Origin of the sequence: Ancylobacter tetraedralis (genome assembly GCF_014195655.1) — a bacterium.
In the GTDB taxonomy this organism is placed as follows: Bacteria; Pseudomonadota; Alphaproteobacteria; order Rhizobiales; family Xanthobacteraceae; genus Ancylobacter; species Ancylobacter tetraedralis.
In genome coordinates this window covers 860,262-883,840 of record NZ_JACICD010000001.1, presented here as the reverse complement: position 1 = coordinate 883,840, position 23,579 = coordinate 860,262, and the positions used below count along the sequence as shown (strand labels likewise).

Sequence of the window (23,579 nt, the reverse complement as noted above, 5' to 3'; positions counted from 1 at the left end):
GCCTGTTTTGCGATAGGCTATCTTCTTCGGATATAGACATTATCGCACGATATGTGCTGATCTTTGCACAAATAGTATCATTGGCCAATATGCGGGCAAGCCGCTCCGTGGCGGCCCAGCTGCAGAGCGCAAGCGAGGCGGAGCGGAAACGATGAAATTCGGTGTTGGTCAGCCCTTCCGGCGCGTCGAGGACCTCAGGTTCATCACCGGCACCGGCCGCTTCACCGATGATCTCCACTATGCGGGCGAAGTGTTCGCCGCCGTGGTGCGGGCGCCGGTCGCGCACGGGGTTCTCAACGCTGTGGATACGAGCACCGCCCGCGCGATGGAGGACGTGCTCGCGGTCTATACGGCGGAGGATCTCGCGGCCGACGGCATCGGCGCGCTCCCCGTCGTCATCGTGCTCGACCATGCGACAGGCGGGCGCATGCCGCTGCCGGCGCACACGCTGCTGGCGAGCGGCAAGATACGCTATCTCGGCGAGCCGGTCGCTTTCGTCGTCGCCACGTCCGCGCGCGCCGCTATGGAGGCGGCGGAGGCGGTGGCGCTGGAGATCGACGACCTGCCAGCGGTGGTGGAACCTGCCACGGCGCTCGCCGAGGGCGCGCCGCTTCTGTTCGAGGAGGCGCCCGGCAATCTCGCCCTGCACTGGCAGCTGGGCGATATGGACAAGGCGGAGGCCGCGCTGGCGGCATCCCACCGCGTGGTCGAGCTGGCTCTGGTCAATAACCGCATCGTCGTCGCCTCCATGGAGCCCCGCAACGCCATCGGCCTTTACGATGCGGAGGGCGAGAGCTTCACCCTCGTCACCGGCTCGCAGGGCAGCCACATGATCCGCGACTTCATGTTCGAAGGCGTGTTCGGCCTGCCCGCGACGAAGTTGCGCGTCATCACCCCCGATGTCGGCGGCGGCTTCGGCATGAAGGCGGTGCCCTACCCCGAGCAGGCGCTGGTGCTCTATGCCGCGCGCAAGCTGGAGCGGCCGGTGCGCTGGCAGTCCAGCCGGGCGGAGGCTTTCCTGTCCGACACGCAGGGCCGCGACAATCAGTCGACGGCGAAGCTCGGCCTCGACGCACAGGGCCGCTTCACCGCGCTGAAGGTGGAGACACTGGCGAGCGCCGGCGGCGCGCTCTCGGCCTTCGGCGTCTATTGCCCGACGCTTTCCGGCCCGCCCATGGCGCCGGGCGTCTACGCCATCCCGGTCGTCGCCACCGATGTGCGCGTCGCCTACACCAATAATGCGCCGATGGATGCCTATCGCGGCGCCGGCCGACCCGAGGCGGCCTATCTGATCGAACGGATCGTCGACAAGGCGGCGCGCGAGCTGGGCATGGCGCCGGACGCGCTGCGCACGCTCAACATGATCCCGCCCGAGGCCATGCCACACAAGACCGACACCGGCGTCGCCTATGATTCCGGCGACTTCGCCCATGTGCTGCGCACGGCGCTGGACACGGCGGACTGGGCCGGCTTCCCAGCCCGCCGGGACCAAGGCTTGGGTCCATCCGGGGACAGGCTCCTGCGCGGCATCGGCATCGGCTACTATATCGAGCGCACGGGCGTGCCGGGCAAGGAAGGCGCGGCGGTGGAGATTGCCGCCGATGGCCGCGTCACCGTGCATGTCGGCACCCAGTCCACCGGGCAGGGCCACGAGACCACCTATGTGCAGATGACCGCCGAGGCGCTCGGCATCGATCCCGCGCGCATCACGGTGAAGACCGGCGACACCAACCAGCCGATTCCCTCCGCCGGCGGCACGGTCGCCTCGCGCTCCATGGTGCATGGCGGCGGGGCGCTCAAGCTCGCCACCGGCGAGGTGCTGGCCAAGGCGAGCGCGGCAGCCGCCACGTTTCTGGAGGTCAATGAGCGCGAGCTGGAGTTTGACGACGGCGCCTTCCGTGTGCCCGGCACCAACCGGCATGTCGGCCTTCTCGACCTCGCCGCGAAGGTCGGCGGGCTGATGGGGGTCGGCGATTTCGAACAGCTGGCGGGCACCTTCCCCAATGGCGCGCATGTCTGCGAGGTGGCGGTCGACCCCGACACCGGCATCATCCGGATCGAGCGCTACACAGTGGTCGACGATTTCGGCCGCACGCTGAACCCGCTGCTGCTGAGCGGGCAGATCCATGGCGGCATCGCGCAGGGTATCGGCCAGGCCATGCTGGAGCGCGTGGTCTACGATCCCGATAGCGGGCAGATGCTCTCCGGTTCGTTCATGGATTACGGCCTGCCGCGCGCGGACGATCTGCCGTTCTTTTCCGTCGCGACGCAGAACACGCCCTGCACCACCAACCCTCTGGGCATCAAGGGCGCGGGCGAGGCCGGCGCCATCGGCGCGCCGCCGGCCTTCGTCAACGCGGTGATCGATGCGCTGAGCCCACTCGGCATCACCGAGCTGGACATGCCGCTAACGCCCTCGCGTGTGTGGGAGGCAATCGAGAGGGCGAAGGGCTAAGCAAGGGATTCGGCCGAAGAGCTTTGCGCTGGATCCCGGATCGGCGCTCCACCTGCGGTGTCGCTGGTCCGGGACACGAAGGCCACTCCGTTTCCTGGACAAGCTGCGCGAAGCGCAGCGCCGATCCGGGATCCAGCGCAAGACTCCGCCGCAGGCGGCTTCATCCGCCATCCAGCGGCAATGGCTAAGGCACCACCGGCATGGTCTCCGCCTCCGGCCACCAGCCATCGTGGCGCAAGATGAAACGCGGGCAGCCATAGGCAGCGCTTACCGGCACGCCCGCCATCGCCTCCACCCAGCGATTGGTCTGCTTCATCGCCACCACCATGCCGGCGATCTCCGCCCCGGCGCGCTGCAGCAGCCGGCAGGCGGCGATGGCGGTGGCCCCCGTCGAGATGGCATCGTCCACCAGCGCCACGCGGCGTCCCTCGATGAGCGGCAGGAGATTGGGATCCAGCCGCAGACGCTTGCCGGCCTCGGGACTGGTGATCGAGGACACCGGCTCGGACAGAGCGTCCGCGTACCAGAACTTCCGGGAATAGCCGAGCGGCACATAGCGCTTCTGGCCGAGACGCTCCGCCACCAGAGCGGCGAAGGCGAGACCGAGCGTGGGCAGGCCGACGACAATATCCGCGCCTAGCCCCCGCGCCTGTTCCGTCATCACCTGCGCCAGCGCCGCCACCACATGATGCGCGGCCTGGTTGGCGATCAGCGAGGCGACGGCGTGCTCGCCATCCGGCAGGGCCCGCAGCGGCAGGAGCAGCACGCGGCCATCCGGCAGCCGCACGGGATAGCCGAAGCGATAGGGCGGCGCGCAGGAGAAGCCGGCGGGAACCGCGTCATGCAGCTCCTGCCAGTAGGAAAGCGTGGGCTCGGTGAAGTCGTCGGACACGTCGCAGCGGCCTTTCCCTTGCCGTCATCCCGGCCGAAGGCATAGCCGGCGAGCCGGGATCGCTCGCCGCCTCCCCCGCGATCCCGGATCGGCTGGCGGCCGGCCAGGATGACACCCCCCTCGAAGCCTCACAACTCCCCCGCCGCCATCTGGCCGGCCATGAAATCCGCCTGCCGGATCGCCAGGGCGACGATGGTCAGCGTCGGGTTGCAGGCGCCGCCGGTGGCGAAGTTGGAGCCATCGGCGATGAACAGGTTCGGCACCTCCCACGCCTGGCCATGCCCGTCGAGCACGCCGTCCTCGGGCCTCGCGCTCATGCGGTTGGAGCCGAGATTGTGGCTCGCGGGATAGGCCGGCGCCTCCACCGAGCGCTTGGCCCCGGCCGCCTTGTGAATCGAGGTCAGCACCTTGTAGCCGTGGCTGCGCAGCTTCAGGTCGTTCGGGTGGTCGTCATAGTGGATGTTGGCGACCGGCACGCCGAAGGCATCGAGTTCGTCCGTCAGGGTGATGCGGTTATCGGCCTGCGGCATGTCCTCGCCGGACATGAAGATGCCGGCCATCTTCGAATATTGCTCGATCACCGAGGCGAAGTCGCGCCCCCACCAGCCCGGATCCATGAAGGCGGCGGTGGTCGGCAGGCCCATCGAGTTCATCTCGATGTAATAGCCGCCGGCAAAGCCCCGCGAGGGATCGTGGCGGACGAAATCGTCGATCATGCCGCCCATGATCTCGCCGCGATGCATGTGGACCGGCTTGTCGAAGGTCGACCACACGGTCTGGATCAGATGGCGCAGATAGTGCCGGCCGACATGGCCATGGCCATTGGCGAGGCCATCCGGGAAACGCGCGCTCTTCGAGTGCAGCAGCAGGCGCGAGGATTCCACGCAATTGCCCGCCAGCACCACGGCGCGCGCCTTCTGCCGGTGAGTGAGGCCGGCGCCGTCGACATAGACCACGGCCGAGGCCTTGCCCGCCGCGTCATGCTCGATGAGCACGGCGCGCGCCTGCGAGCGCAGTTCCAGCTTTCCGGTGGCGAGGCCCTTGGGGATCTCGACATTCAGCGTCGACCAGCGGGAGCCGGTCTTGTCGCCGGTGATGGTGAAACCGTCCTGAATGGTCGCCGGGCGGCCATCATAGGGGATGGTGTTGATGGCGTGGCGGCCGGTCGAGACGTTCAGCCCCAGCGCTCTGGCGCCGGCATACATGACCTTGAAATTGTTGTTCGGGGGAAGCCCGGGCAAGCCATTGGTGCGGGTCACGCCCATCTTGGCTTCGGCGAGGTCGTAATAGGGGTTCAGTTCGTCCAGCGTGATCGGCCAGTCGATCAGCGTGGTGCCGGGAATGTCGCCATAGACGGTCCTGGCGCGCAGTTCGTCCGCGATGAAACGGTAGCAGCAGGCGGACCAGTGGGTGGTGGTGCCGCCGACCACCTGACAGCTCCAACTCGGGGTCAGCGGGTGGTCCTTGGCGACGCGCCAGGTGCCGGACGAGGTGCGCTTGTCGAGCCAGGACAGCATCTCGTAGCCGCCCCATTCGTCATTGACGAAATCCTCGGCGGTGAGGTGCCGGCCCGCTTCCAGCAGCACCACCTTGACGCCGCGCTGGGCAAGCTCGTTGGCCAGCGTGCCGCCGCCCGCGCCGGAGCCGATGATGACGATGACACCATCGTCGTCGAGTTCGTAGGCCGTCATTGGAAATGCTCCGAAATCGGGAAGGCGGACGCGCGATCAGACGCCGGGCGGCGGATCGGGCAGCCAGTCGAGGTCGTTGAAACCGCGGTTGACATAGCCGCCGAGGTGGACCGAGGCGCCCTCATAGCCAAAGGCCTGCCACACCTCGACATCGTCATAGAGGAAGCGGACGCAGGAGCGCTGCACCAGCCGGAAGGCGGTGCTCGCCTCCAGACCTTTCAGCACCTGCACGCGGTAGCCCTCCGACAGTTCGCGGAAGATCAGCGGCAAGGCGCCGTCGACGAGGTCGACGAACTCGGCGAAGGCCTGGGCAGCGCCGGGGGCCTTGGATGCCATGGCGTCGAAATGCGCCACCGTGCGGCGATAGACGCGCTCGGGCAGCCCATCATGGGGGTAGAGCGTGCGGGCGGCAGCGACCAGCGTTTCGGCCGTGTGGGCGTCGAACAGCTTCAGCGCGGCGACCCATTCCGGGCCCTCGGGCAGGTCCAAGGGGGGCGGCAGTTTCGGGTCCTTGTGGGCCGTGGTGGCGGCGGACATGGGCAGGCTCCGGAGATTACGGCAGGTACTTCTTGGAGAGCACGCAGTGGATGCCCTTGTTGAGGTCGACGGTCTGCGTCACCCGCAGGTCGGCGCAGAGCGAGCACAGCGTGTAGGCATCCTGCGCGGAGAGGTCGGAGTGCTCGCGGATGAGCGCGATCATGTCGCGCAGCGCCTGCTTGGCGGCGTCGTCGAGATCGGGATCGAAGCCCATGGTGATCCAGTCGGCCGGCGTTTCGGCGCGCGGGGTGGTCAGCTTCATGTCCTTGCGCAGATGGAACTCGAACGTGCCGGTGAGCGCGGTCTCCAGCGCCGTGAGGCACACTTCGCCATCGCCCTGCCGGCCATGGCCGTCGCCGACCGAGAACAGCGCGCCCTTGGCGAAGACCGGAAAATAGGTGATCGAGCCGACGGCTAGTTCCTTGTTGTCCATGTTGCCGCCGAAAACGCGCGGCTCGGTGGAGGACAGCCGCCCCCATTCGAGGGCCGGCGCCACGCCGAAATTGCCGAAGAACGGCTCCAGCGGCAGTTCCTTCCCCCATGGCATCACCGCGACGCCGCGCGCGGCCTCAATGGGGATGTGCAGGCGGCGCAGATGCGGGAAATCCTCCGGCAGAGTGCCCCAGAACGGCATCTGCAGGTTCCAGCCCCAGTCGGCGCGGAACGCGATGTCCTTCAGCCGCACTTCCAGCACGTCGCCCGGCTCGGCGCCCTCGATGAAGATTGGGCCGGTGAGCAGATGCGGGCCGGGGCCGCGGAAGGTGCGCGCGAACACCTCCGCCTGGCCCGGCACCGGGGTGAAGCCGAGCGCAGGGTCCGGCATGTCCTCGGGCTCGCCCGAAAGCGTGTCGATGACCACGGTGTCGCCGGACTGGATGGTGAGCACGGGCTTGAGGCTCGCATCCCACTGCCCCCAGTTCACCGTGCCGGGCTGTGCCGGCAGATAATGCTCGGCCATCGGAAGCTCCTCACCCCTTGACCGCGCCGAGCGTGAGCCCGCGCACGATGTGACGTTGCAAGACGAAGACCACGGCGAGCACGGGCAGCAGCGCGGTCATGCCGACCACCGCCATCTCGCCCCAACGCACGCCCTGCGAGGTGATGAGCTTGGGGATGGAGACCGGCAGCGTCTGCACCGCCTTGCCGCCCAGCATGAAGGCGAACAGGAACTCGTTCCACGCGAAGATGAAGCACAGCACGGCGGTCGCCACGATGCCGTTGCGCAGCAGCGGAAACACCACGCGGCGGAAGATCTGCGGCCGCGACCAGCCCTCCAGCGCCGCCGCCTCCTCCAGTTCCACCGGCAGATCGCGGCAGAAGGAGCGCAGCACCCAGATGTAAAAGGAGAGGTTGAACGTCATGTAGGCGAGCGTCAGGCCGAGGAAGGTGTCGAGCAGTCCGACCTTGGCGAAGATGAGGTAGAACGGGATGACGAGGCACACCGGCGGAGCCATGCGCGAGCCGAGGATGAACAAGAACAGATCGTCCTTCGCCCGCATCTCGAAGCGCGCGAAGGCATAGGCCGCCGGCGTGCCGATGATCACCACCAGCGCGGTGGAGACGGTGCAGAGCAGGAACGAGGTCAGCAGGTACCAGTGGAACCCCTGTGCCAGCACATATTCGAAATGCTCCAGCGTCGGGGTGAACAGGAACTGCGTCGGGCGCGCGAACATGGCGTCGTTCGGCTTCACCATCATCGACGCCATCCAGTAGATCGGAAACAGCACGATGAGGGCATAGACGATCGTGACGCTGGTCCAGAAATAGCCCCTGGAACCTTCGGGGCGGCTTGCGGCCTCGGCCATGTCTCTCTCCCTCAGAAGGCGTTCAGCTTCTTCTTGGCAATCTGGTAGAAGACCGAGCAGAAGGCGAAGAAGGCGATCCACACCAGCACGGCCAGCGCCGAGGCCTCGCCGATGTTCCAGAACTCGAAGGTCATCTTGTTGGCGAGGATGGACGGCGTCTCGGTGGAGATGCCCGGCCCGCCGCCGGTCAGGATGTAAATCGTGTCGAACACCTTGAAGGCGTCGATGAAGCGCAGCAGGCCGATCACCGCCAGCAGCGGCGTCATCAGCGGCAGGGTGATGTGGAAGAACATCTGCAGCGGGTTGGCCCCGTCCACCGCCGCGGCGCGATAGGGCCCGAGCGGCAGCGCCTGCAGGCCGGCGAAGAAGGCCAGCATCATGAAGGGCGTCCACTGCCAGATGTCGACGAAGATCAACGCGTAGAGCGCGTAGTCGGGCGAGGCGAAGACCGAGGTGCCCGGCAGAATGTCGAAGCGCTCCAGCACGTTATAGGACAGGAAGCCCCACGAGCCCGCGAGCATGATCTTCCATAGGAGGCCAACGACGATGGGCGCCATCATGGTCGGCATGAACAGCAGCGGGATGAGCAGCGAGCGCCCGCGCACATTCTGGTTCAGCACCAGCGCGCCGGTGAGGCCGAGCATGAATTCGATCGGCACGGCGATGACCACGAAGGTCGCGGCGACGCCGATGGAGTTCCAGAAGCGCGGATCGGCCAGCAGGGCCGCGTAATTGTCGAAGCCGATGAAGTCGGTGACGCGGCCGAACTTGGCGGCGTGGAAGCTGAGATAGACGGCGTAGAGGAACGGCACCAGCGAGACCACGACCAGCATGATCATCGACGGGCCGATGAGCAGATAGGGATACCAGCGCCGTTCGCGCAGCACGGGCGCGCTCACCGGCGCGGGCTCCGTCGTCATCCTGTCGCTTGCACGGGTCATGGGAATGCCGGGTCCTCAAGGCTTCGGACAAGGTCTTCAGGCGAAAGGCCTTCGGGCGGAAGGCCTTCGGGGGACGTCTTCGTCTCCCTCTCCCCGGCGGGGAGAGGGAGCTCGGCCTGTCAGAGGCTGTGACGCTCAGATCGTGCAGGACTTGCCGCCGCAGAGCTTCACGAGGATGGCCTGGCCCTGCTTGGCGCCCTCTTCCGGCGTCATCTTGCCCAGGCCGACCTGCTGGGCGATGCCGCTCATGGCATCGAACATTTCCGGGTACTTCTCCATCTTCGGCCGCGCCGAGGCCACCGCGAGCGAGGACTTCATCGCCGCGAACAGCGTGGAGTTGGAGGCATCCTTGATCGCCGGCAGAGCCCAGGAGCTTTCGCGGATCGGCACGCCGCCCTGACCCATCTCGATCAGCTTGTCCTGCTGGCGCTTGGAGGCCAGCCATTCCAGGAACAGGAAGGTGGCTTCCGGGTTCTTGGACGCGGCGCTGATCACCGTCACCGAAGGTTCGGCATCGGCATGGCGCTTGGCCTCGTTACCGGCCTTGGCGGGCACCGGGGCATAGACAAACTTGCCCGCGTAGGGGGACACGCCGGGCTTGTCGATGCCGAGAACGAAGTCCGACCAGGCCAGCGACTGCGCGGCGATGCCGTTGCCCATCACGGTCGGCACGTCGACCAGCGAATATTCGGCGATGCCGGGCGGGGCATAGGTCCACAATTCGCGCCACATGGTCAGCGCGGCAACGGTCTGCGGGCTGTCGAAGACCGGCTTGCCGTCCTTGTCCAGCACGTCGCCGCCATAGTTCTGGATGAAGTTCACCCAGAGGTTGGAGAAGGTCGAGCCGCCCTTGATGCCCTCCAGCACAATCCCGTAGAAATCGCTTTCCAGCGGCTTGCCGGCCAGCATCGCGCCCTTCTTGCGCGTGAAGAACTGCGCGATGTCGCGCATCTGCTCGATGGTCTTGGCGGGGGCGAGATCGTAGCCGTACTTCGCCTTGAACGCGGCCTGTTCCTCCGGGTTGTTCAGGAGATCGGCGCGCGCCCAGTAGACGTGGTTGTAGTTCCAGTTGATGAAGCCGTACTGCTTGCCGCCGCTGAACGCGGTGGTCTTGTACGGTGTTTGGATGAAGTCGTGGTCGTTCATCGCGGGATCGGCGAGCTTGGCATTGGCCACATAGGCATCAATCGGCGCGATCACGCCGGCCGAAAGCATCGGGCCAAGCTGGGAGCCGTGCAGCATGATCGCATCATAATAGCCGCGGCCCGACAGCATGTCGGCCTGGCCCTTGTTGATCACCTCGAAATGGTTGAGCAGCTCCCACTCGACCTTGATGCCGGTTTCCTTCTCGAAATCCGGCACGATCTTGGAAAGCGTCTCCTGCAGCGGGGTGATCTCGTCCAGCACGCGGATGGTGGTGCCCTTGTAGGGCTTAGCGGCTTCCGCATAGAAGCTCGCGTCCTGGGCCATGGCCGGATGCAGGGCCGACGCGGTCAGCGCCGTCGTTGCCGCCAAGGCGGCGGCGAAACACCAGATCTTACGCTTCATCGCTCTTTCCCTCTATGTGTGCCGTTAGCGGCTTGTGCGTCTCAGGTGCCGGCCAGTGCCCGGCCGGTCGCGCCGTCGAAGAGCGACAGCCCCTCGGCGGGAAATGTGATGCCAACGCCCCGGCCGATGCCGCCATCCGCGCCCAGCGCGGCAGCGGCGGCCATCGAGGTCTTCACCTTGGCCAGCAGCGCGCCGAGATCGATCGTGACGATGGCGTGCTTGCCGAACGGTTCGTTGGAATAGATCTCCGCCGCGACCGCGCCTTCCGCGCCAGCCGGCGCGAAGGAAATGCCGTCCGGGCGCACGCCCAGGATGATGCTGTCCGTGCCATGTCGGGCGGCGGCCGCGGCGAGCGCGGGCGGCAGGGCGAGACGCATGTCGCGGCGGGTGACATAGAGCGTGTCCGCCGCGCGCATCAGCGTTCCCTCGATCAGATTCATCGGCGGGTCGCCCAGCAGCCGGGCGACGCGCGCGCTGGCCGGCCGCTGCCAGATTTCCTCCGGCGTGCCGACCTGCTCGACTCGTCCCTGGTCGAGCACCACCACGCGATCGCCGACCGAGAGCGCCTCCATCCCGTCCGGCGTCGCCCAGATGCTGGGCGCGCTCTGGGCGGACAGGCGGCGACGGATCTCCCCGCGCAGCTTGTGGCGCAGCTTGGCGTCGAGATGGGATATCGGCTCGTCCAGCAGAAAGAGGTCCGGCACCTGCACCAGCGTGCGGGCCAGCGCCACGCGCTGCTTCTGCCCACCCGAGAGAGCGCCTGGAAGGCGCTCGCCGAGATGGCGGATTTCCAGCAGTTCCAGCACCTCGTCGACCCGCTTCTGCGCCTCCGCCGGAGCGAGCCTCCCCCCCGGCGCCTGCAACGGCGAGAGCGCGTTGCCGCGCACGGTGAGGTGGGGATAGAGCGCATAGCTCTCGAACATCAGCGCAACGCGGCGCTGGCCGGCGGGCACCGCGCCGAGATCGCGCCCGGCGAGCGTCACCGTGCCGGCATCCGGCCGCTCAAGCCCCGCGAGAATACGGCAGAAGGTGCTTTTGCCCGCCCCGGACGGGCCGGTAATGGCCACAAGTTCGCCGGGGCCGACCTCGATGCCGATCTCATGCAGCACCTTGTGCGGATCGACCTTCGGCTTGGCGCCCGGCCGGGCAAAGCTCTTGGCGATGCCCCGCGCCGTGAGGCCGGGCGGGATGCCCCCATTCAAGATCGCACTCATGCCCGCGCCTCCCGGTTGCGGCCGGTCGGTTCGTCGAAGACGAGCAGCTTTCGCACATCGATGCCGAGCGCGACGCGGTCGCCGGCCCTCCATGGCGAGGGGCCGGCGATCTCGGCGACAAGCTGACCGCCCGGCCCGCCCGGCACCTCCAGCGCGACGGTCAGCACATCGGCGTCGCCCCTCGGCTCGCGATAGGTGATGGTGCCGCGCGCCTCGCCCGCCATGTCCGGCGCGCGCACCGCGATATTCTCCGGGCGTATGCCGGCAACCACCGCATCGCTGCCGGCGGTGAGTGCCGGCAATCGCGCCGGATCGAGCGCGGCCGACCAGCCGGGGCCGGTGATGCGCCCGCCCTGCGTGAACTCCGCCGTCATCAGGTTCATCGGCGGCTCGCCGATGAAATTGGCCACGAACAGGTTGGCGGGGCGCTCATAGAGTTCCTGCGGCGCGCCGACCTGCTGCAGCACACCATGGTTCATCACCGCCACCCGGTCGGCCATGGCGATGGCTTCGGTCTGGTCATGCGTGACGAGAATGGACGTGACCTGCCGCAGCTTCTGCAGCCGCTTGATCTCGGCGCGCAGCTGCACCTTCTGGTCGGCGTCGAGATGCGAAAGCGGCTCGTCGAACAGGATGACTTCCGGGTCGCGCACCAGCGCGCGGCCGATGGCGACGCGCTGCTGGGCGCCGCCGGACAGCCCCTTCACATGGCTGTCGGCCATCTGCCGCAGCCCGAGCAGTTGCAGCACCTCGCCGATGCGCGCGGCGGCCGGCTGGCCGGTAATGCCGCGTATTTTCAACGGGAAGGCGACGTTCTCCCACACCGTCATGTTCGGGTAGAGCGCGTAGTCCTCGAACACCATGGCGATGTTGCGCTCGCCCGGGGCAAGGCGCGAGACGGGGCGCTCGCCGAACCAGATCTCGCCTTCGGTAACGCTCTCGATGCCCGCCGCCATTTTCAGCGTGGTCGACTTGCCGCAGCCGGACGGGCCGAGCAGCGCCAGCATCTCCCCCGCCGCGCAGGAGAGGTCGAGCCGGGTCACGGCTTCCACCTCCCCGTAACGCTTGCCGACGGACACGAAAGCGATGGACGACATCGGGCACTCCACAGGCTATGCCGATGAGTAATCCAAGTTCTGTGCCAAAGTGTGCTGGTGTATAGACACTCCGTATGACTGGTATCTAAACACCCTATTCAAATTGCACGCTGCTCAAATATTCATCCCTCAGGCAGTGGCTGCCGCGATTATGAGCGGGCCCATCCCACCCGCTCGTCGTCACCCGCCGCCGCCGCGCATGGGAAACCTACCGCGATGGACCTGCCCCGCCGGCAAGGCCCGGCCGGGGAACCATCGCCCATCGGCGCGCGGGCTACGCCATGCCCTGCTCGGCCAGCAGGCGCCATGTGTGCGAGCCGGGTGGCAGGCTATCGAGCCGGGCCAGGTCGTCGGGCCGGTCGATGTCGCAGGAGAGGCCGGGAAACTGCGCGAGTTCATGCACCTGCAGCGCGGCCTGCGCCTCGCGGGCATTGGCGAGATGCATGGGAAAGCTGAGCGGGCCGAAGGAGAATCGCAGTGCATCCGGCGGCGAGACGACCAGCGCGTTGGTACCCTCGCCGTCATGCGCCGGCACCACGCTCACCGCCCGCCCGGCCGGATGCGCGGCGACCAGCCGGCCGATCTCGTCGGAGGTCACGGTGGGAATGTCGGAAGGCACGACCAGCATGCCGCTGCGCCGCTCGGCCGCGAGATAGGCGCCCGCCTGGGCGACAGCGGGGTTGAGCCCGCGCACCGTGCCCTCGAACAGCAGCCGCGCGCCATATTCGCCCGCGAGCAACCCCGCCTCCGGATCGGCGGTGACGACGACGACACCGGCGATCGTCTCCGCTCCGCGCAGCGCGACCAGCACGTCGCGCAGCATGGCCCGCGCCAGGGCGCGCCGGAACGAGGGCGGAAAGGCGCCGGCAAGACGCTGCTTGGCCAGCGCGAAATCCTTGACCGGCACCACCGCGAGGATATCACGGCCAGCCAGCGCCGCGCTCACGCGCGCACCCCCGCCAGGCCGAGCACGATCCGGGCAAGGTTCATCCGGTCATCCAGCGTGCGCATCAGCGTGGGCGCCGCCACCGTGCGCACCCCCGCCCCGGCGTCCATGTGGGCGTCCATGCCGGCATCCGCCTCGTCCACCACGAACAGGTCGATCAGCCCGGCATAATGGCGGGCAACCTCGGCGGCGGAGGGCACCCGCCCGAGCTCGGTCATCATCTTGGCGGTCGGCCCCTTCACCGCTTGCCCCGCGATGATGGGCGAGACGGCGACGACCGGAGCGCGCCCCGCGCGCAGCGCCGCCCGCAGCCCCGGCACGGCGAGGACGGGATCGACGCTCAGATAGGGGTTGGACGGGCAGATGACGATGAGGGCGAGGTCGGGATCCGCCAGCGCCGCCGCCGCGCCGGGGGCGAGGCGTGCCTCGTCCGCCCCCGCGAAATCGATGCCGGTGACGCGCGGCTCGCAGTGCCGGCGCACGAAATAATGCTGGAAGTCGAGCCGGCCCTCGTCGGTCTCGACCTGCGTCGCCACCGGGTCGTCGCTCATCGGCACGATCACCGAGCCGATCCCCAGCTGCCGGCGCAGGAAATCGGTGACGTGGGAGAGCGTCTCGCCCGCCGCCAGCCGGCGGGTGCGCTCGACATGGATGGCGAGGTCGCCATCGCCGAGCTGGAACCAGCCCTCCCGCCCGAGTTCGCCCATCGCGCGCATGAAGGTCCAGGTCTCGTCCCGGCGCCCCCAGCCCCGCACCGGGTCGTCGAGCCCGGACAGCGTGTAGAGCAGCGTGTCGATGTCGGGGGAGATGTGGAGGCCGAAATGGCGGAAATCATCGCCCGTATTGACGATCACGGTGAGCTGGCCGGGGGCGAGCACGCGGTCGAGGCCCAGTGCCAGCTTGGCGCCGCCAATGCCGCCCGACAGCGCCACCACCTTGCCGGGAAAGGAGAGCGTGCTCATCGAAACAGGTCCTCGTTCTCGGGCCGGAGCAGCGCGCGCGCCGGGCTGAACGGGGCATACCACGGCACGCCGCGCAGCAGCACCACCGGCAGTCCCTCCGCCGCCGGGCCCATCAAAAGCGAGGCACCGGCGGCGATTTCATCGGCGAGCGCGATCATCGTCACCTGCAGGGGGCGGCCGAACAGGTCGGCCTCGCCGCGCCGGTCCACCAGCGCCGGCAGGCCGGCGGCGCCGATGGCGGTGCCCACCGTGCCACGCCGCCAGGGCCGGCCGAAACTGTCATTGATGACGATGCCGATCCGCATGGCCGCGTCCGGGACCAGCCGCGCGCGCAGCCGCTCGGCGCTGGCGTCCGGGTCTTCCGGCAGCAGCAGCGCGAAGCCGTCCTCGACATTGGACTGGTCGATGCCGGCATTGGCCATGACGAGGCCCAGCCGGTGCTCGACGATGAGCACGCCCGGGCTCTGGCGCACCACGCGCCGGCTCTCGCGCAGGATGAGCTCGACGAGGCGCGCATCCTTGCCGACCTCCTGCGCGAGCGCCCCAGCCCGCGCGGTCGGCGTGACATCGGCCAGCGCGACCCGGCGGCCCTCCGCCTTGGAGACGATCTTCTGGGCAACCACCAGCACGTCGCCGTCGCGCAGCACCAGCCCGGCGCGGTCCAGCGCGGCCGCGATCAACCCGGCGAGGTCATCGCCCGGCTGAACCAGCGGCAGCCCGTCCAGCGCGAGGAGTTCGAGGCGGGGCGGCACACTCATGCGGGGTCAGGCGAAAGCCGCGCGCAGGCGCGGCGCCACATGCTCGGCGAACAGCCGCAGAAAGCGCGCCTGGTCCTCGCCCGGCGCATGGAAGACCAGATGATTGAAGCCGAGTTCCACATAGGGCCGCACGCGCTCTACCACTTCATCCGGGTCGCTGGAGACGATCCAGCGCCGCGCCGCCCGCTCCAGCGGCAGCGCGTCGGCCAGCTTCTCCATTTCCAGCGGGTCTTCCACCGACATCTTCTCCTCCGGCGTCAGGGCCAGCGCCGCCCAGTGCCGCGTGTCCCGCAAGGCGCGTTCCCGGTCGGTGTCGAAGGACAGCTTCATCTCGATCATGCGGTCGTAAGTGTCGGCGGAACGACCGGCGGCTTCAAGGCCGGCAGCGACATTGGGCAGCAAGGTATCGCGGTAGAGATCCCACGCCTTGCCGCTGGTGCAGATGAAGCCATCGCCCGCGCGGCCGGCGAATTTCGCCACCATCGGCCCGGCTCCGGCGACATAGATCGGCACCGGGGTCTCCGGGCGGTCATAGATGGTCGCGCGCTCGGTGCGGTAGAACTCGCCCTCGAAGCTGACGCGCTCCTCGCTCCACAGCTGGCGGATGAGCCGCACCGCCTCGCGCAGCCGGGCGAAGCGCTCCTTCAGCTCCGGCCAGGGCGCGCCGGTGGCCGGCACTTCGTTGAGCGATTCGCCCGAGCCCACGCCGAGAATGAGGCGGCCGGGAAAAAGCTGGCCCAGCGTGCCGAAGGCCTGCGCCACCATGGCGGGGTGGTGGCGGAAGGTCGGGGTCAGGACGCTGGTTCCGAGCACGATGCGCGAGGTCGCCGCACCCGCCGCGCCGAGCCAGGGCAAGGCGGCCGGCGCGTGCCCGCCCGTGTGCCGCCAGGGCTGGAAATGATCGCTGATGAAGACCGAATCGAAATCGCGCCGCTCCGCCTCCACCGTGAAGTCGAGCAGCGCGCGCGCGTCGAACTGTTCCGCCGACGCCTTGTAACCGAGCCTGAGCACAATCGCCTCCCCATCCACACCGCGAAGATAGAGTGATATTTAGTTGCAGCACAATATATGAAATTACCTTTTTATAACAATGGAGTAATAATGTTGATTTCGCACTCGGCCGCGCGCGTGCGCGCCACCTCGCGGCAAAGCGCTTGTGACGTCCCGGACAAGGGCTTATCGGGCAGACTTGGGCTTATCGGGCCAAGCTTCACGCGAAAAAGGGACGCAGTGCGATGAGCCAGCGTGGTACGGCGACGATGATTGCAATCTGCACGGCCATCCTCGTGGCGGCGGCGCTGTTTCTGGCAAGCAGCATCCTCGCACCGGTGGCCTTCGCCCTGTTCATCATCGCGCTGGTGTGGCCGCTGCAGAAAGCGTTGCAGCGCCCCCTGCCGCAGCTTCTGGCGCTGTTCATCACGCTTGCCGTGACGATCGTGGTGCTGCTCGGCCTCGCCTCCCTCACGCTGTGGGGCTTCGGCCGCGCCGCGCAGTGGCTGATCGCCAATGCGGCACGGTTCCAGGCGCTGTACATGAACGGGGCCGGCTGGCTTGAAGGACACGGTCTCTATGTCGCCGGCACCTTCGTCGAGACGTTCAACGTCAGCTGGCTGATCCGCTTCTTCCAGGGCGTGGCCAGCCGTGTGAACGGCATGGTTGGCTTCGGCGTCGTCACCGCCATCTTCGTCATGCTCGGCCTGCTGGAGGTGGACGTGATCCGCGCCAAGCTGGCCGGCGCCGAACTGGGCGAGGGTGGCCGCCAGCTGCTGGTGGCCAGCGAGGAGATCGCGCGCAAGTTCCGTCGCTACATGCTGGTGCGCAGCGTGATGAGCGCCTTCACCGGCCTCGCCATCTGGGCCTTTGCCGCCGCGGCCGGGCTGGACCTTGCCTTCGCCTGGGGCGTCATCGCCTTCGTGCTGAACTATATTCCCTTCATCGGTCCGCTGATGGCGACGCTGCTGCCCACGCTGTTCGCCGTCGCCCAGTTCGAATCCTGGCAGATGGCGGTGGCGGTGTTTGCCGGCATGAACGTCATCCAGTTCTTCTCGGGCAGCTATATCGAGCCGCGCATCGCCGGCAAGGCGCTCGCCATGTCGCCCTTCATCGTGCTGCTGTCGGTGTTCTTTTGGTCCTTCATGTGGGGCCTGCCGGGCGCCTTCATCGGCGTGCCGATGATGATCGCCGCGCTGGTCCTGTGCGACCAGTATGAGGGCAGCCGCTGGATCGCGCGGCTGCTCTCGGGGCGGACGCCGGAAGAGGGAGTTCCGTCATGAAGAGGCTCAAGCGGCTTCTGAAGCTTCTGGTTGGCGCGGTTCTGCTGGTGTTCGTCACCTTCATGGCAACCCGCATCTATTTCGCCCAGAGCGGCGCCCCGCTGGAGCCCTGGCACACCTTCGTGCCGCACGAGCTCAGCATCACCGAGATAGACAAGGGCGACTGGGGCGCCTACCTCACCGCCGAGGATCGCATCTTCCGCGAGGTCGACGCGGAAGTGGTGCAGAAGCTGGATGACGCGGAGCGGGTACCCTCCAACCGCTATTTCTCCGGCAGCATCGTCTATCCCCCGCACTTCACCCATGACTGGAACCGCTCCTACACGCTGGACCCGCAGGGTGCGGTGAAGGGGGCCGTCGTGCTGCTGCACGGGCTGACCGATTCACCTTACTCCCTGCGCCATGTCGCGCGGCTCTATGCCGATGCCGGCTATGCCGTCGTCGCCCCGCGCCTGCCCGGCCATGGCACGGTGCCGGCCGGCCTCACCGACGTGGAATGGGAGGACTGGCTCGCCGCCACCCGGCTCGCCGTGCGCGAGGCCCGTCGCCGGGCGGGGCCGCAGGGAGAGCTGCACATTGTCGGCTTCTCCAATGGCGGCGCGCTGGCGCTCAAATACGCGCTCGACGCGCTGGACGATCCGGCGCTGGCGCGGGTCGACCGGCTGGTGCTGATCTCGCCGATGATCGGCATCACCCGCTTCGCGCGCTTTGCCGGCCTCGCCGGACTGCCGGCCTTCCTGCCGGCCTTCGCCAAGGCGGCCTGGCTGGCGGTGCTGCCCGAGTTCAACCCGTTCAAGTACAACTCGTTTCCGGTCAATGGCGCGCGCCAGTCGCACCGCCTGACCGCGGCGCTGCAGGATTCCATCGCCGCGCAGGCGCGCCGGGGAAATCTCGGCGCGCTGCCCCCCGCCCTCACCTTCCAGTCGGTGATGGACTTCACCGTCTCGACGCGGGCGATCATCACCGCCTTCTATGCCCTGCTGCCGGACAATGGCAGCGAACTGGTGCTGTTCGACATCAACCGCAACACCAAGCTGGGGCCCCTGCTGCGGGCGGCGACCTATGCCGCGCTGACGCGCATGCTGCCGCCGGCACCACGCCAGTTCCGCACCACCATCGTCACCAATGTGAAGGGCACCGACGAGGTGTCGGAACATTCGGTGGCGGCCGGTGCCACCGAGGAAACCGTGCGCCCGCTTGGACTGGCCTACCCGCGCGACGTCTATTCGCTCTCCCATGTCGCGCTGCCCTTCCCCTCCAGCGACGGACTCTATGGCTCGGATCCCGATCCGGCCGACGATTTCGGCCTGCAGCTCGGGGCGATGGCGATACGCGGCGAGCGCGGGGCGCTGATCGTCAATCTCGACACGCTGGTGCGCATGTCGTCCAACCCGTTCTTCCCCTATATGCAGCAGCGGATCGGCGACGATATCGCGCTGCCGCCCGCCCGCACACCCGGTGGTGCGCCCGCTATGGCGGCCCCGGCCCCGACCCTGCCCGCGCCGGATGCGGTGATGCCCGACGCGGCGATGCCGGAAGCGCCCGAGACCGTCGCCCCCTGACACGAAAAAGGCCGCGCCCGATGTCGGACGCGGCCTGGTAAATCGTTCTGCAAAACGCGCGGTGACCGATCCGGACCGGCGCCGCGCGAAGGCGTGGCCTTTAGTTGGCGGTGGCCGCACCGATGACCGCGCCGGTGCCCGCGCCAATGGCGCCACCGATCGCCGCGCCCGTGCCGCCGCCGGCGATGCCGCCGATGATGGCGCCCGCGCCGCCGCCGATCAGCGCCCCGCCGGCGGTGCGCTTCTCGGTGGTGGTGCAGCCGGCCACGGCCAGCGCGACAATACCAATCGCCGCGACCTTCACCGCGATCGACTTCGTCATGGTCAAACTCCCCTTCATGGAGCCGGGAACCCCTCCCGGCTATTCAACCCGTGGCGATGCGTGATTCGCCCGATTGGACCGGCAGCATTCTACCTCAAGCCCGTGCCGCGCGAGGGGCGGGATGGCGCGAGCCACCCCGCCCTGCGGCGATGTCAGGAACCGGCAGGGGCTGGCGGGGCAGCCGGCGGCGTGTCGCGAACGACCGCGACATAGAGCGCCGGCAGGAAAATCAGCGTCAGCACCGTCGCCACCAGCAGCCCGCCCATGATGGCAAAGGCCATCGGCCCCCAGAACACAGTCGGCGCGATCGGGATCATGCCGAGCACGGTGGAAACGGCGGTGAGCATGATCGGTCGGAAACGGGCCGAGCTTGCCTCGATAACCGCCTCGCGCACAGGCTTGCCCTCCGCGCGCTCCGCCTCGATCTGGCCAATCAGGATCACCGCATTTTTGATGATCATGCCGATCAGCGCGAGGATGCCGAGGATCGCCACGAAACCGAGCGGGCGCTGGAACAGCAGCAATGCCAGCACCACGCCGATCAGCCCCAGCGGCGCCACGCTGAGCACCAGCGCCATCAGCGTGAAGCGGCGCAGCTGGAACATCAGCACGGTCACCATGATGAGCAGCATCAGGGGCACCACGGCGACGACCGAGGCCAGCGACTTGGCGCTTTCCTCCACCGTGCCGCCGGTCTCGATGCGGTAGCCGGCCGGCAGCGACTTGGCGAGTTCCTCGATCTTCGGTGCGAGCGGACCCACCACCTCGTCGGGCAGCACGCCCGGCGCGACATCCGCCTGCACGGTCAGGCTCGGCACACGGTCGCGCCGCCACACCAGCGGGTAGGTCTGCTCATACTCGAAGGTCGCGAACTGGCTGAGCGGCACCGTGCGCCCGCCGGCGATCGGCACCTGCACCGTGCGCAGCGTGTCGAGCGAGACGCGTTCCTCATCGGTGGCGCGCAGCACGACGTCGACGAGATAGATGTCGTCGCGAACCTGCGTCACCGGCGCGCCGGTGATCATGGTGTTGAGCACGCTGCCAATGGCCTGCGTGCTCAGGCCCAGCCGGCGCGCCTCGTCCTGGTTGACGCGGATGCGGATCTCGCGCGCGGGCTGGATCCAGTCGTAATTGACCAGCCGCGTGTCCGGGTTGGTGGCGACCACGTCGGCCAGCCGATAGGCGATATCGCGCACCGTGCCGAGATCCGGGCCGATCACCCGGTACTGGATCGGCCATCCCACCGGCGGGCCGAGTTCCAGCGGATAGACCCGCCCGACCACGCCGGGGAAGTCCTGCGCGAGGCGCTGCTCCAGCCGCTGCTGCAGCCGCTCGCGCGCCGCCACGTCCTTGGCCACCACCACCGCCTGCGCGAAGAAATCGTTCGGCAGCTGGGCGTTGAGCGGCAGGTAGAAGCGGATGGCGCCCTCGCCGACATAGGTGCTCCAGCGGTCGACATCCGTGTCGCCCTTCAGCGCTGCGTCGAAGCGCTCGACCGCCGATTGCGTGGCGTAGATCGAGGCGTTCTGCGGCAGGCTGAGATCCACCAGCAGTTCCGGCCGGTCCGAGGACGGGAAGAACTGCGAGGGGATCAGCGGCATCAGCAGGAAGGCGCCGATAAAGGCCGCCAGCGTCGCCGGAATGGTGATCCAGCGCGCGGTGATCGCCGCTCCGAGGAAGCTCCGGTACAGCTTCATGATCCGGCCCGGCTCCGTCGACGCGCCGGGCTTCGGAGGCTTCAGGATGGCAAGGCCGAGCAGCGGCGCGAACAGCACCGCCACCACCCACGACACGAGCAGCGCGATCGCGACGACCGCGAACAGCGAGAAGGTGTATTCGCCGGCCGAACTCGCCGCGAAGCCCACCGGCACGAAGCCGGCGATCGTCACCAGCGTGCCGGCCAGCATGGCGAAGGCATAGGCCTTGAAGGCATAGGTCGCCGCCACCTCCTTGCGCTCGCCGAGCGCGAGGCGGTTGATGGTGGCATCGGTCGTGGTCATGGCGTCGTCGACCATCAGCGCCAGCGCGATGATCAGCGCGCCGAGCGAGATGCGCTGCATGTCGATGCCGGCGATCTGCATGATCGCGAACACCGCCGCCAGCGTGAGCGGAATGGACAGCGCCACGATCAGGCCGGGGCGCACGCCGAGCGCCAGGAAGCTGACGACGAGGATGATGGCGATCGCCTGCCACAGCGATTCCATGAACTCCGAGATGGCGCCCTTCACCGTCACCGCCTGGTCGGCGACCAGATGCGCCTCGATGCCGATGGGCAGTTCGGCGGTGATCGCCTTCATCGACCTGTCGATATTGGCGCCGAGCGCGAGAATGTCGCCGCCTTCCTTCATGGCGATGGCGAGGCCGATGGCCGGCTGGCCATTCACCCGGAACATCGGCTGCGGCGGATCGACGAAGCCGCGCCGCACCGTGGCGATGTCGGCGAGACGCAGCATGCGCCCGTTCACCGCGAAATTGATGTTGGCGATGTCCTGCTCGGAGCCGAACGCGCCGGTCACGTCGAGCGCCAGCTTCTCGTCGCCGGTCTGCACCGTGCCCGAGGGCTGCACCACGTTCTGGCTGCGCAGCGCCTCCACCAGAGCGAGGCGGTCGACGCCGAGCGCGGCGAGCTGGCGGGCCGAAAACTCGACATAGACACGCTCGTCCTGCGCGCCCAGAATCTGGATCTGCGAGACGTCTGGCACCTGCAGCAGCTTGGAGCGCGCCGCTTCGACCTGGTCGCGCAGCTCGCGATGGGTGAAGCCGTCGGCCGTGAAGCCGTAGATCAGGCCGAACGTGTCGCCGAACTCGTCGTTGAAGCCGGGCCCGACCACGCCGGCCGGCAGGGTGCGGCGCATGTCCGCCACGCGCTTGCGCACCTGGTACCAGACCTCCGGCACCTGCGCCGCCGTGGTCGCCCCATCGAGATTCACGAAGATGGTGGTGAGGCCCGGACGGGTATAGCTGCGCAGGAAGTCGAGATGAGGCACTTCCTGCAGCGTGCGCTCGAGGCGCTCCGTCACCTGCTGGAGCGTGTCCTCCATGCCCGCGCCCGGCCATGCCGCCTGCACGACCATGGTCTTGATGATGAAGGAGGGATCCTCGCTGCGGCCGAGGCGGAAATAGGAGAACAGCCCCGCCCCGACCACCACGAGCATGAAGAAGACGACCAGCGAGCGCTGCCGGAGCGCCCAGGCGGACAGATTGAAGCCCATCACGAACCCTGCCCGAGCAGCCGCACCGCCTGGCCCGGATGCAGCGCCTGCACCCCGGCCGTCACCACGATGTCACCCGCGCCGAGGCCCGAGGCCACCGCCACCGTCGCCGGGTTGAACCGCGCCACCTCGATATTGCGCAGCGACACGGTCAGCGTCGCCGGATCGACGATCCACACCGCCGGGCGGCTCTGATAGGCGGTGAGCGCCGAGGCCGGGATCTCAATGCTCGCGCCGGCATCCATATGCACGCGCCCGTTCACGCTGGAGCCCAGCCGCATCGCCTCCGGCGGATTGTCGAGCCCCACCCGCACGCGGAAGGTGCGCGTCACCGGGTCGGCCTGCGGGGCCACCTCGCGCACGCGGCCCGTCGCCTTCACGGCCGGATCGTCGACGAGCGAGACCTCGATCAGCGGATTGGCGGGTACCGCGCGCAGCAGCTGCGCGGGCACGTCGAACACCGCGTCGCGCCCGCCCTGCCGGGCGAGCTGCACGATCAACTGGCCGGCCTGCACCACCTCGCCGGGCTCGGCGCCGCGCGCCGTCACCACGCCGGGCGCATCGGCCACCAGCTCGGTATAGCCCACATTGTCCTCGGCGATCTTGAGCTGCGCCTCGGCATCGTCCACCGCCGACTGCGCGCTGCGCAGCCCCTGGGCGGCGTCGTCATGAATGGCGCGGGTGGTGAAGCCGTTGCCGAGCAGGCGCTCCTGCCGCTCGAAATGGTTCTGCGCCTGAACGAGGCGGCCTTCCGCGGCGGCCAGCGCCGCCTGCGCCGAGCGCTGCCCGTTCAGCGCGTTCTGCGGATCGAGCCGCGCCACGACCTGGCCGGCCGTGACCCGATCGCCGACATTGACGAGGCGTTCGATCATGCGGCCGCCAACGCGGAAGGCGAGCGCGGCCTCATCTTCGGCCTGCACGTCGCCGGTGAGCGTCACCACGTCGCCGGCGGTGCCGATCTCGACCGTGACCGAACGCACGGGGCGAACCGGCGCGGGCGCATCCTCGTCGCCGGCATCGCAGCCCGCTACTGCGAGGGCAAGCAGCGCGGCAAGCACCAGCCCACCCGTGCGCCGGCCATGGCGCGCTTCGGCCCTGTTGCCCAGGCCAGGCGCCGCCCGGCGCTCGGCTCGTTTCCCATCCCGCATGTCCCGGCAGACTCCCACTATGATCTTGCCATTATGGCACCGATTGGCGCCGCCGGACACGACCGCAAGAAGACAGGACATAGCCGCGTGAAGGGATGACATAGGCGCGTGGCGCCTCGGCCACGCGCCGGTGCGAAGGGGCAACGCCGCGGCGCAATCACCTCCCCGATCCGACGCGGGCGGCACGCGGCGCTTGAGCCGGAGGCCGGCCCGCTG

Annotated in this window: 19 protein-coding genes; 3 read left to right on the top strand and 16 right to left on the bottom strand. The window is 68.3% G+C overall.

Going from position 1 to position 23,579, the window contains the following annotated elements:
• Positions 1–151: 151 nt before the first annotated feature.
• Entirely contained in the window at positions 152–2,455 is a 2,304-nt protein-coding gene (locus tag FHS55_RS04075) for a xanthine dehydrogenase family protein molybdopterin-binding subunit (RefSeq protein WP_183188353.1), read from the top strand.
• Between the two features lie 184 nt (positions 2,456–2,639).
• Here FHS55_RS04075 and FHS55_RS04070 read toward each other — a convergent pair whose 3' ends face one another.
• The 13 genes from FHS55_RS04070 to fgd all read right to left on the bottom strand — a co-directional run bounded on the left by FHS55_RS04070 (position 2,640) and on the right by fgd (position 15,857).
• A complete protein-coding gene (locus FHS55_RS04070; RefSeq protein ID WP_183188352.1) occupies positions 2,640–3,347 on the bottom strand; it encodes a phosphoribosyltransferase in 708 nt (235 codons plus the stop codon).
• Between the two features lie 128 nt (positions 3,348–3,475).
• Positions 3,476–5,038, bottom strand: coding sequence for a GMC family oxidoreductase (locus FHS55_RS04065; protein WP_183188351.1), 1,563 nt, complete (start codon positions 5,036–5,038; stop codon positions 3,476–3,478).
• 36 nt (positions 5,039–5,074) lie between these two features.
• The gene (locus FHS55_RS04060) at positions 5,075–5,575 is read right to left on the bottom strand and encodes a hypothetical protein (protein WP_183188350.1); all 501 of its coding nucleotides are present in this window, start codon (positions 5,573–5,575) and stop codon (positions 5,075–5,077) included.
• 16 nt (positions 5,576–5,591) lie between these two features.
• Positions 5,592–6,533: an acetamidase/formamidase family protein gene (locus FHS55_RS04055; protein WP_183188349.1), complete on the bottom strand. Its 942-nt coding sequence runs from the start codon at positions 6,531–6,533 to the stop codon at positions 5,592–5,594.
• A gap of 10 nt (positions 6,534–6,543) precedes the next feature.
• On the bottom strand, positions 6,544–7,380 hold the full coding sequence (locus FHS55_RS04050; RefSeq protein ID WP_183188348.1) for a carbohydrate ABC transporter permease: 837 nt from the start codon (positions 7,378–7,380) through the stop codon (positions 6,544–6,546).
• Positions 7,381–7,391: 11 nt separating this feature from the next.
• Positions 7,392–8,321: a carbohydrate ABC transporter permease gene (locus tag FHS55_RS04045; RefSeq protein ID WP_246339802.1), complete on the bottom strand. Its 930-nt coding sequence runs from the start codon at positions 8,319–8,321 to the stop codon at positions 7,392–7,394.
• 135 nt (positions 8,322–8,456) lie between these two features.
• Positions 8,457–9,869, bottom strand: coding sequence for an extracellular solute-binding protein (locus FHS55_RS04040; protein ID WP_183188347.1), 1,413 nt, complete (start codon positions 9,867–9,869; stop codon positions 8,457–8,459).
• A gap of 41 nt (positions 9,870–9,910) precedes the next feature.
• Positions 9,911–11,083, bottom strand: coding sequence for an ABC transporter ATP-binding protein (locus FHS55_RS04035; RefSeq protein ID WP_246339801.1), 1,173 nt, complete (start codon positions 11,081–11,083; stop codon positions 9,911–9,913).
• Positions 11,080–12,180: an ABC transporter ATP-binding protein gene (locus tag FHS55_RS04030; RefSeq protein ID WP_183188346.1), complete on the bottom strand. Its 1,101-nt coding sequence runs from the start codon at positions 12,178–12,180 to the stop codon at positions 11,080–11,082. The genes FHS55_RS04035 and FHS55_RS04030 overlap by 4 nt, the downstream gene beginning before the upstream one ends.
• Before the next feature lie 274 nt (positions 12,181–12,454).
• Positions 12,455–13,126, bottom strand: coding sequence for a 2-phospho-L-lactate guanylyltransferase (cofC, locus tag FHS55_RS04025; RefSeq protein WP_343055961.1), 672 nt, complete (start codon positions 13,124–13,126; stop codon positions 12,455–12,457).
• The gene (cofD, locus tag FHS55_RS04020; protein WP_183188345.1) at positions 13,123–14,088 is read right to left on the bottom strand and encodes a 2-phospho-L-lactate transferase; all 966 of its coding nucleotides are present in this window, start codon (positions 14,086–14,088) and stop codon (positions 13,123–13,125) included. The genes cofC and cofD overlap by 4 nt, the downstream gene beginning before the upstream one ends.
• Positions 14,085–14,846 (bottom strand): coenzyme F420-0:L-glutamate ligase, encoded by a 762-nt coding sequence (gene cofE, locus FHS55_RS04015; protein ID WP_183188344.1) that lies wholly within the window; start codon positions 14,844–14,846, stop codon positions 14,085–14,087. Before cofE ends, cofD begins: the two co-directional genes overlap by 4 nt.
• Before the next feature lie 6 nt (positions 14,847–14,852).
• Positions 14,853–15,857, bottom strand: a complete 1,005-nt coding sequence (gene fgd / locus FHS55_RS04010; RefSeq protein ID WP_183188343.1) for a glucose-6-phosphate dehydrogenase (coenzyme-F420) — start codon at positions 15,855–15,857, stop codon at positions 14,853–14,855.
• A gap of 224 nt (positions 15,858–16,081) precedes the next feature.
• Here fgd and FHS55_RS04005 point away from each other — a divergent pair, with 224 nt between their 5' ends.
• Entirely contained in the window at positions 16,082–17,119 is a 1,038-nt protein-coding gene (locus FHS55_RS04005; RefSeq protein ID WP_183188342.1) for an AI-2E family transporter, read from the top strand.
• Positions 17,116–18,681, top strand: a complete 1,566-nt coding sequence (locus tag FHS55_RS04000; RefSeq protein WP_183188341.1) for an alpha/beta hydrolase — start codon at positions 17,116–17,118, stop codon at positions 18,679–18,681. Before FHS55_RS04005 ends, FHS55_RS04000 begins: the two co-directional genes overlap by 4 nt.
• Before the next feature lie 100 nt (positions 18,682–18,781).
• Here the strand turns inward: FHS55_RS04000 and FHS55_RS03995 are convergent, their stop codons facing one another.
• From FHS55_RS03995 to FHS55_RS03985, 3 genes are all read right to left on the bottom strand, one after another.
• Positions 18,782–19,003 (bottom strand): YMGG-like glycine zipper-containing protein, encoded by a 222-nt coding sequence (locus tag FHS55_RS03995; RefSeq protein ID WP_183188340.1) that lies wholly within the window; start codon positions 19,001–19,003, stop codon positions 18,782–18,784.
• Between the two features lie 152 nt (positions 19,004–19,155).
• A complete protein-coding gene (locus tag FHS55_RS03990) occupies positions 19,156–22,215 on the bottom strand; it encodes an efflux RND transporter permease subunit (protein ID WP_183188638.1) in 3,060 nt (1,019 codons plus the stop codon).
• The gene (locus FHS55_RS03985) at positions 22,215–23,363 is read right to left on the bottom strand and encodes an efflux RND transporter periplasmic adaptor subunit (RefSeq protein ID WP_183188339.1); all 1,149 of its coding nucleotides are present in this window, start codon (positions 23,361–23,363) and stop codon (positions 22,215–22,217) included. The genes FHS55_RS03990 and FHS55_RS03985 overlap by 1 nt, the downstream gene beginning before the upstream one ends.
• Positions 23,364–23,579 lie beyond the last annotated feature (216 nt).

Bases quoted from the DNA above. Each gene is read 5' to 3' on its own strand.
- FHS55_RS04075 (WP_183188353.1), top strand. From the start codon at position 152: ATGAAATTCGGTGTTGGTCAGCCCTTCCGGCGCGTCGAGGACCTCAGG.
- FHS55_RS04065 (WP_183188351.1), bottom strand. From the start codon at position 5,038: ATGACGGCCTACGAACTCGACGACGATGGTGTCATCGTCATCATCGGC.
- FHS55_RS04060 (WP_183188350.1), bottom strand. From the start codon at position 5,575: ATGTCCGCCGCCACCACGGCCCACAAGGACCCGAAACTGCCGCCCCCC.
- FHS55_RS04055 (WP_183188349.1), bottom strand. From the start codon at position 6,533: ATGGCCGAGCATTATCTGCCGGCACAGCCCGGCACGGTGAACTGGGGG.
- FHS55_RS04050 (WP_183188348.1), bottom strand. From the start codon at position 7,380: ATGGCCGAGGCCGCAAGCCGCCCCGAAGGTTCCAGGGGCTATTTCTGG.
- FHS55_RS04045 (WP_246339802.1), bottom strand. From the start codon at position 8,321: ATGACCCGTGCAAGCGACAGGATGACGACGGAGCCCGCGCCGGTGAGC.
- FHS55_RS04040 (WP_183188347.1), bottom strand. From the start codon at position 9,869: ATGAAGCGTAAGATCTGGTGTTTCGCCGCCGCCTTGGCGGCAACGACG.
- FHS55_RS04035 (WP_246339801.1), bottom strand. From the start codon at position 11,083: ATGAGTGCGATCTTGAATGGGGGCATCCCGCCCGGCCTCACGGCGCGG.
- FHS55_RS04030 (WP_183188346.1), bottom strand. From the start codon at position 12,180: ATGTCGTCCATCGCTTTCGTGTCCGTCGGCAAGCGTTACGGGGAGGTG.
- cofD (WP_183188345.1), bottom strand. From the start codon at position 14,088: ATGAGCACGCTCTCCTTTCCCGGCAAGGTGGTGGCGCTGTCGGGCGGC.
- cofE (WP_183188344.1), bottom strand. From the start codon at position 14,846: ATGAGTGTGCCGCCCCGCCTCGAACTCCTCGCGCTGGACGGGCTGCCG.
- FHS55_RS04005 (WP_183188342.1), top strand. From the start codon at position 16,082: ATGAGCCAGCGTGGTACGGCGACGATGATTGCAATCTGCACGGCCATC.
- FHS55_RS04000 (WP_183188341.1), top strand. From the start codon at position 17,116: ATGAAGAGGCTCAAGCGGCTTCTGAAGCTTCTGGTTGGCGCGGTTCTG.
- FHS55_RS03995 (WP_183188340.1), bottom strand. From the start codon at position 19,003: ATGACGAAGTCGATCGCGGTGAAGGTCGCGGCGATTGGTATTGTCGCG.
- FHS55_RS03990 (WP_183188638.1), bottom strand. From the start codon at position 22,215: ATGGGCTTCAATCTGTCCGCCTGGGCGCTCCGGCAGCGCTCGCTGGTC.
- FHS55_RS03985 (WP_183188339.1), bottom strand. From the start codon at position 23,363: ATGCGGGATGGGAAACGAGCCGAGCGCCGGGCGGCGCCTGGCCTGGGC.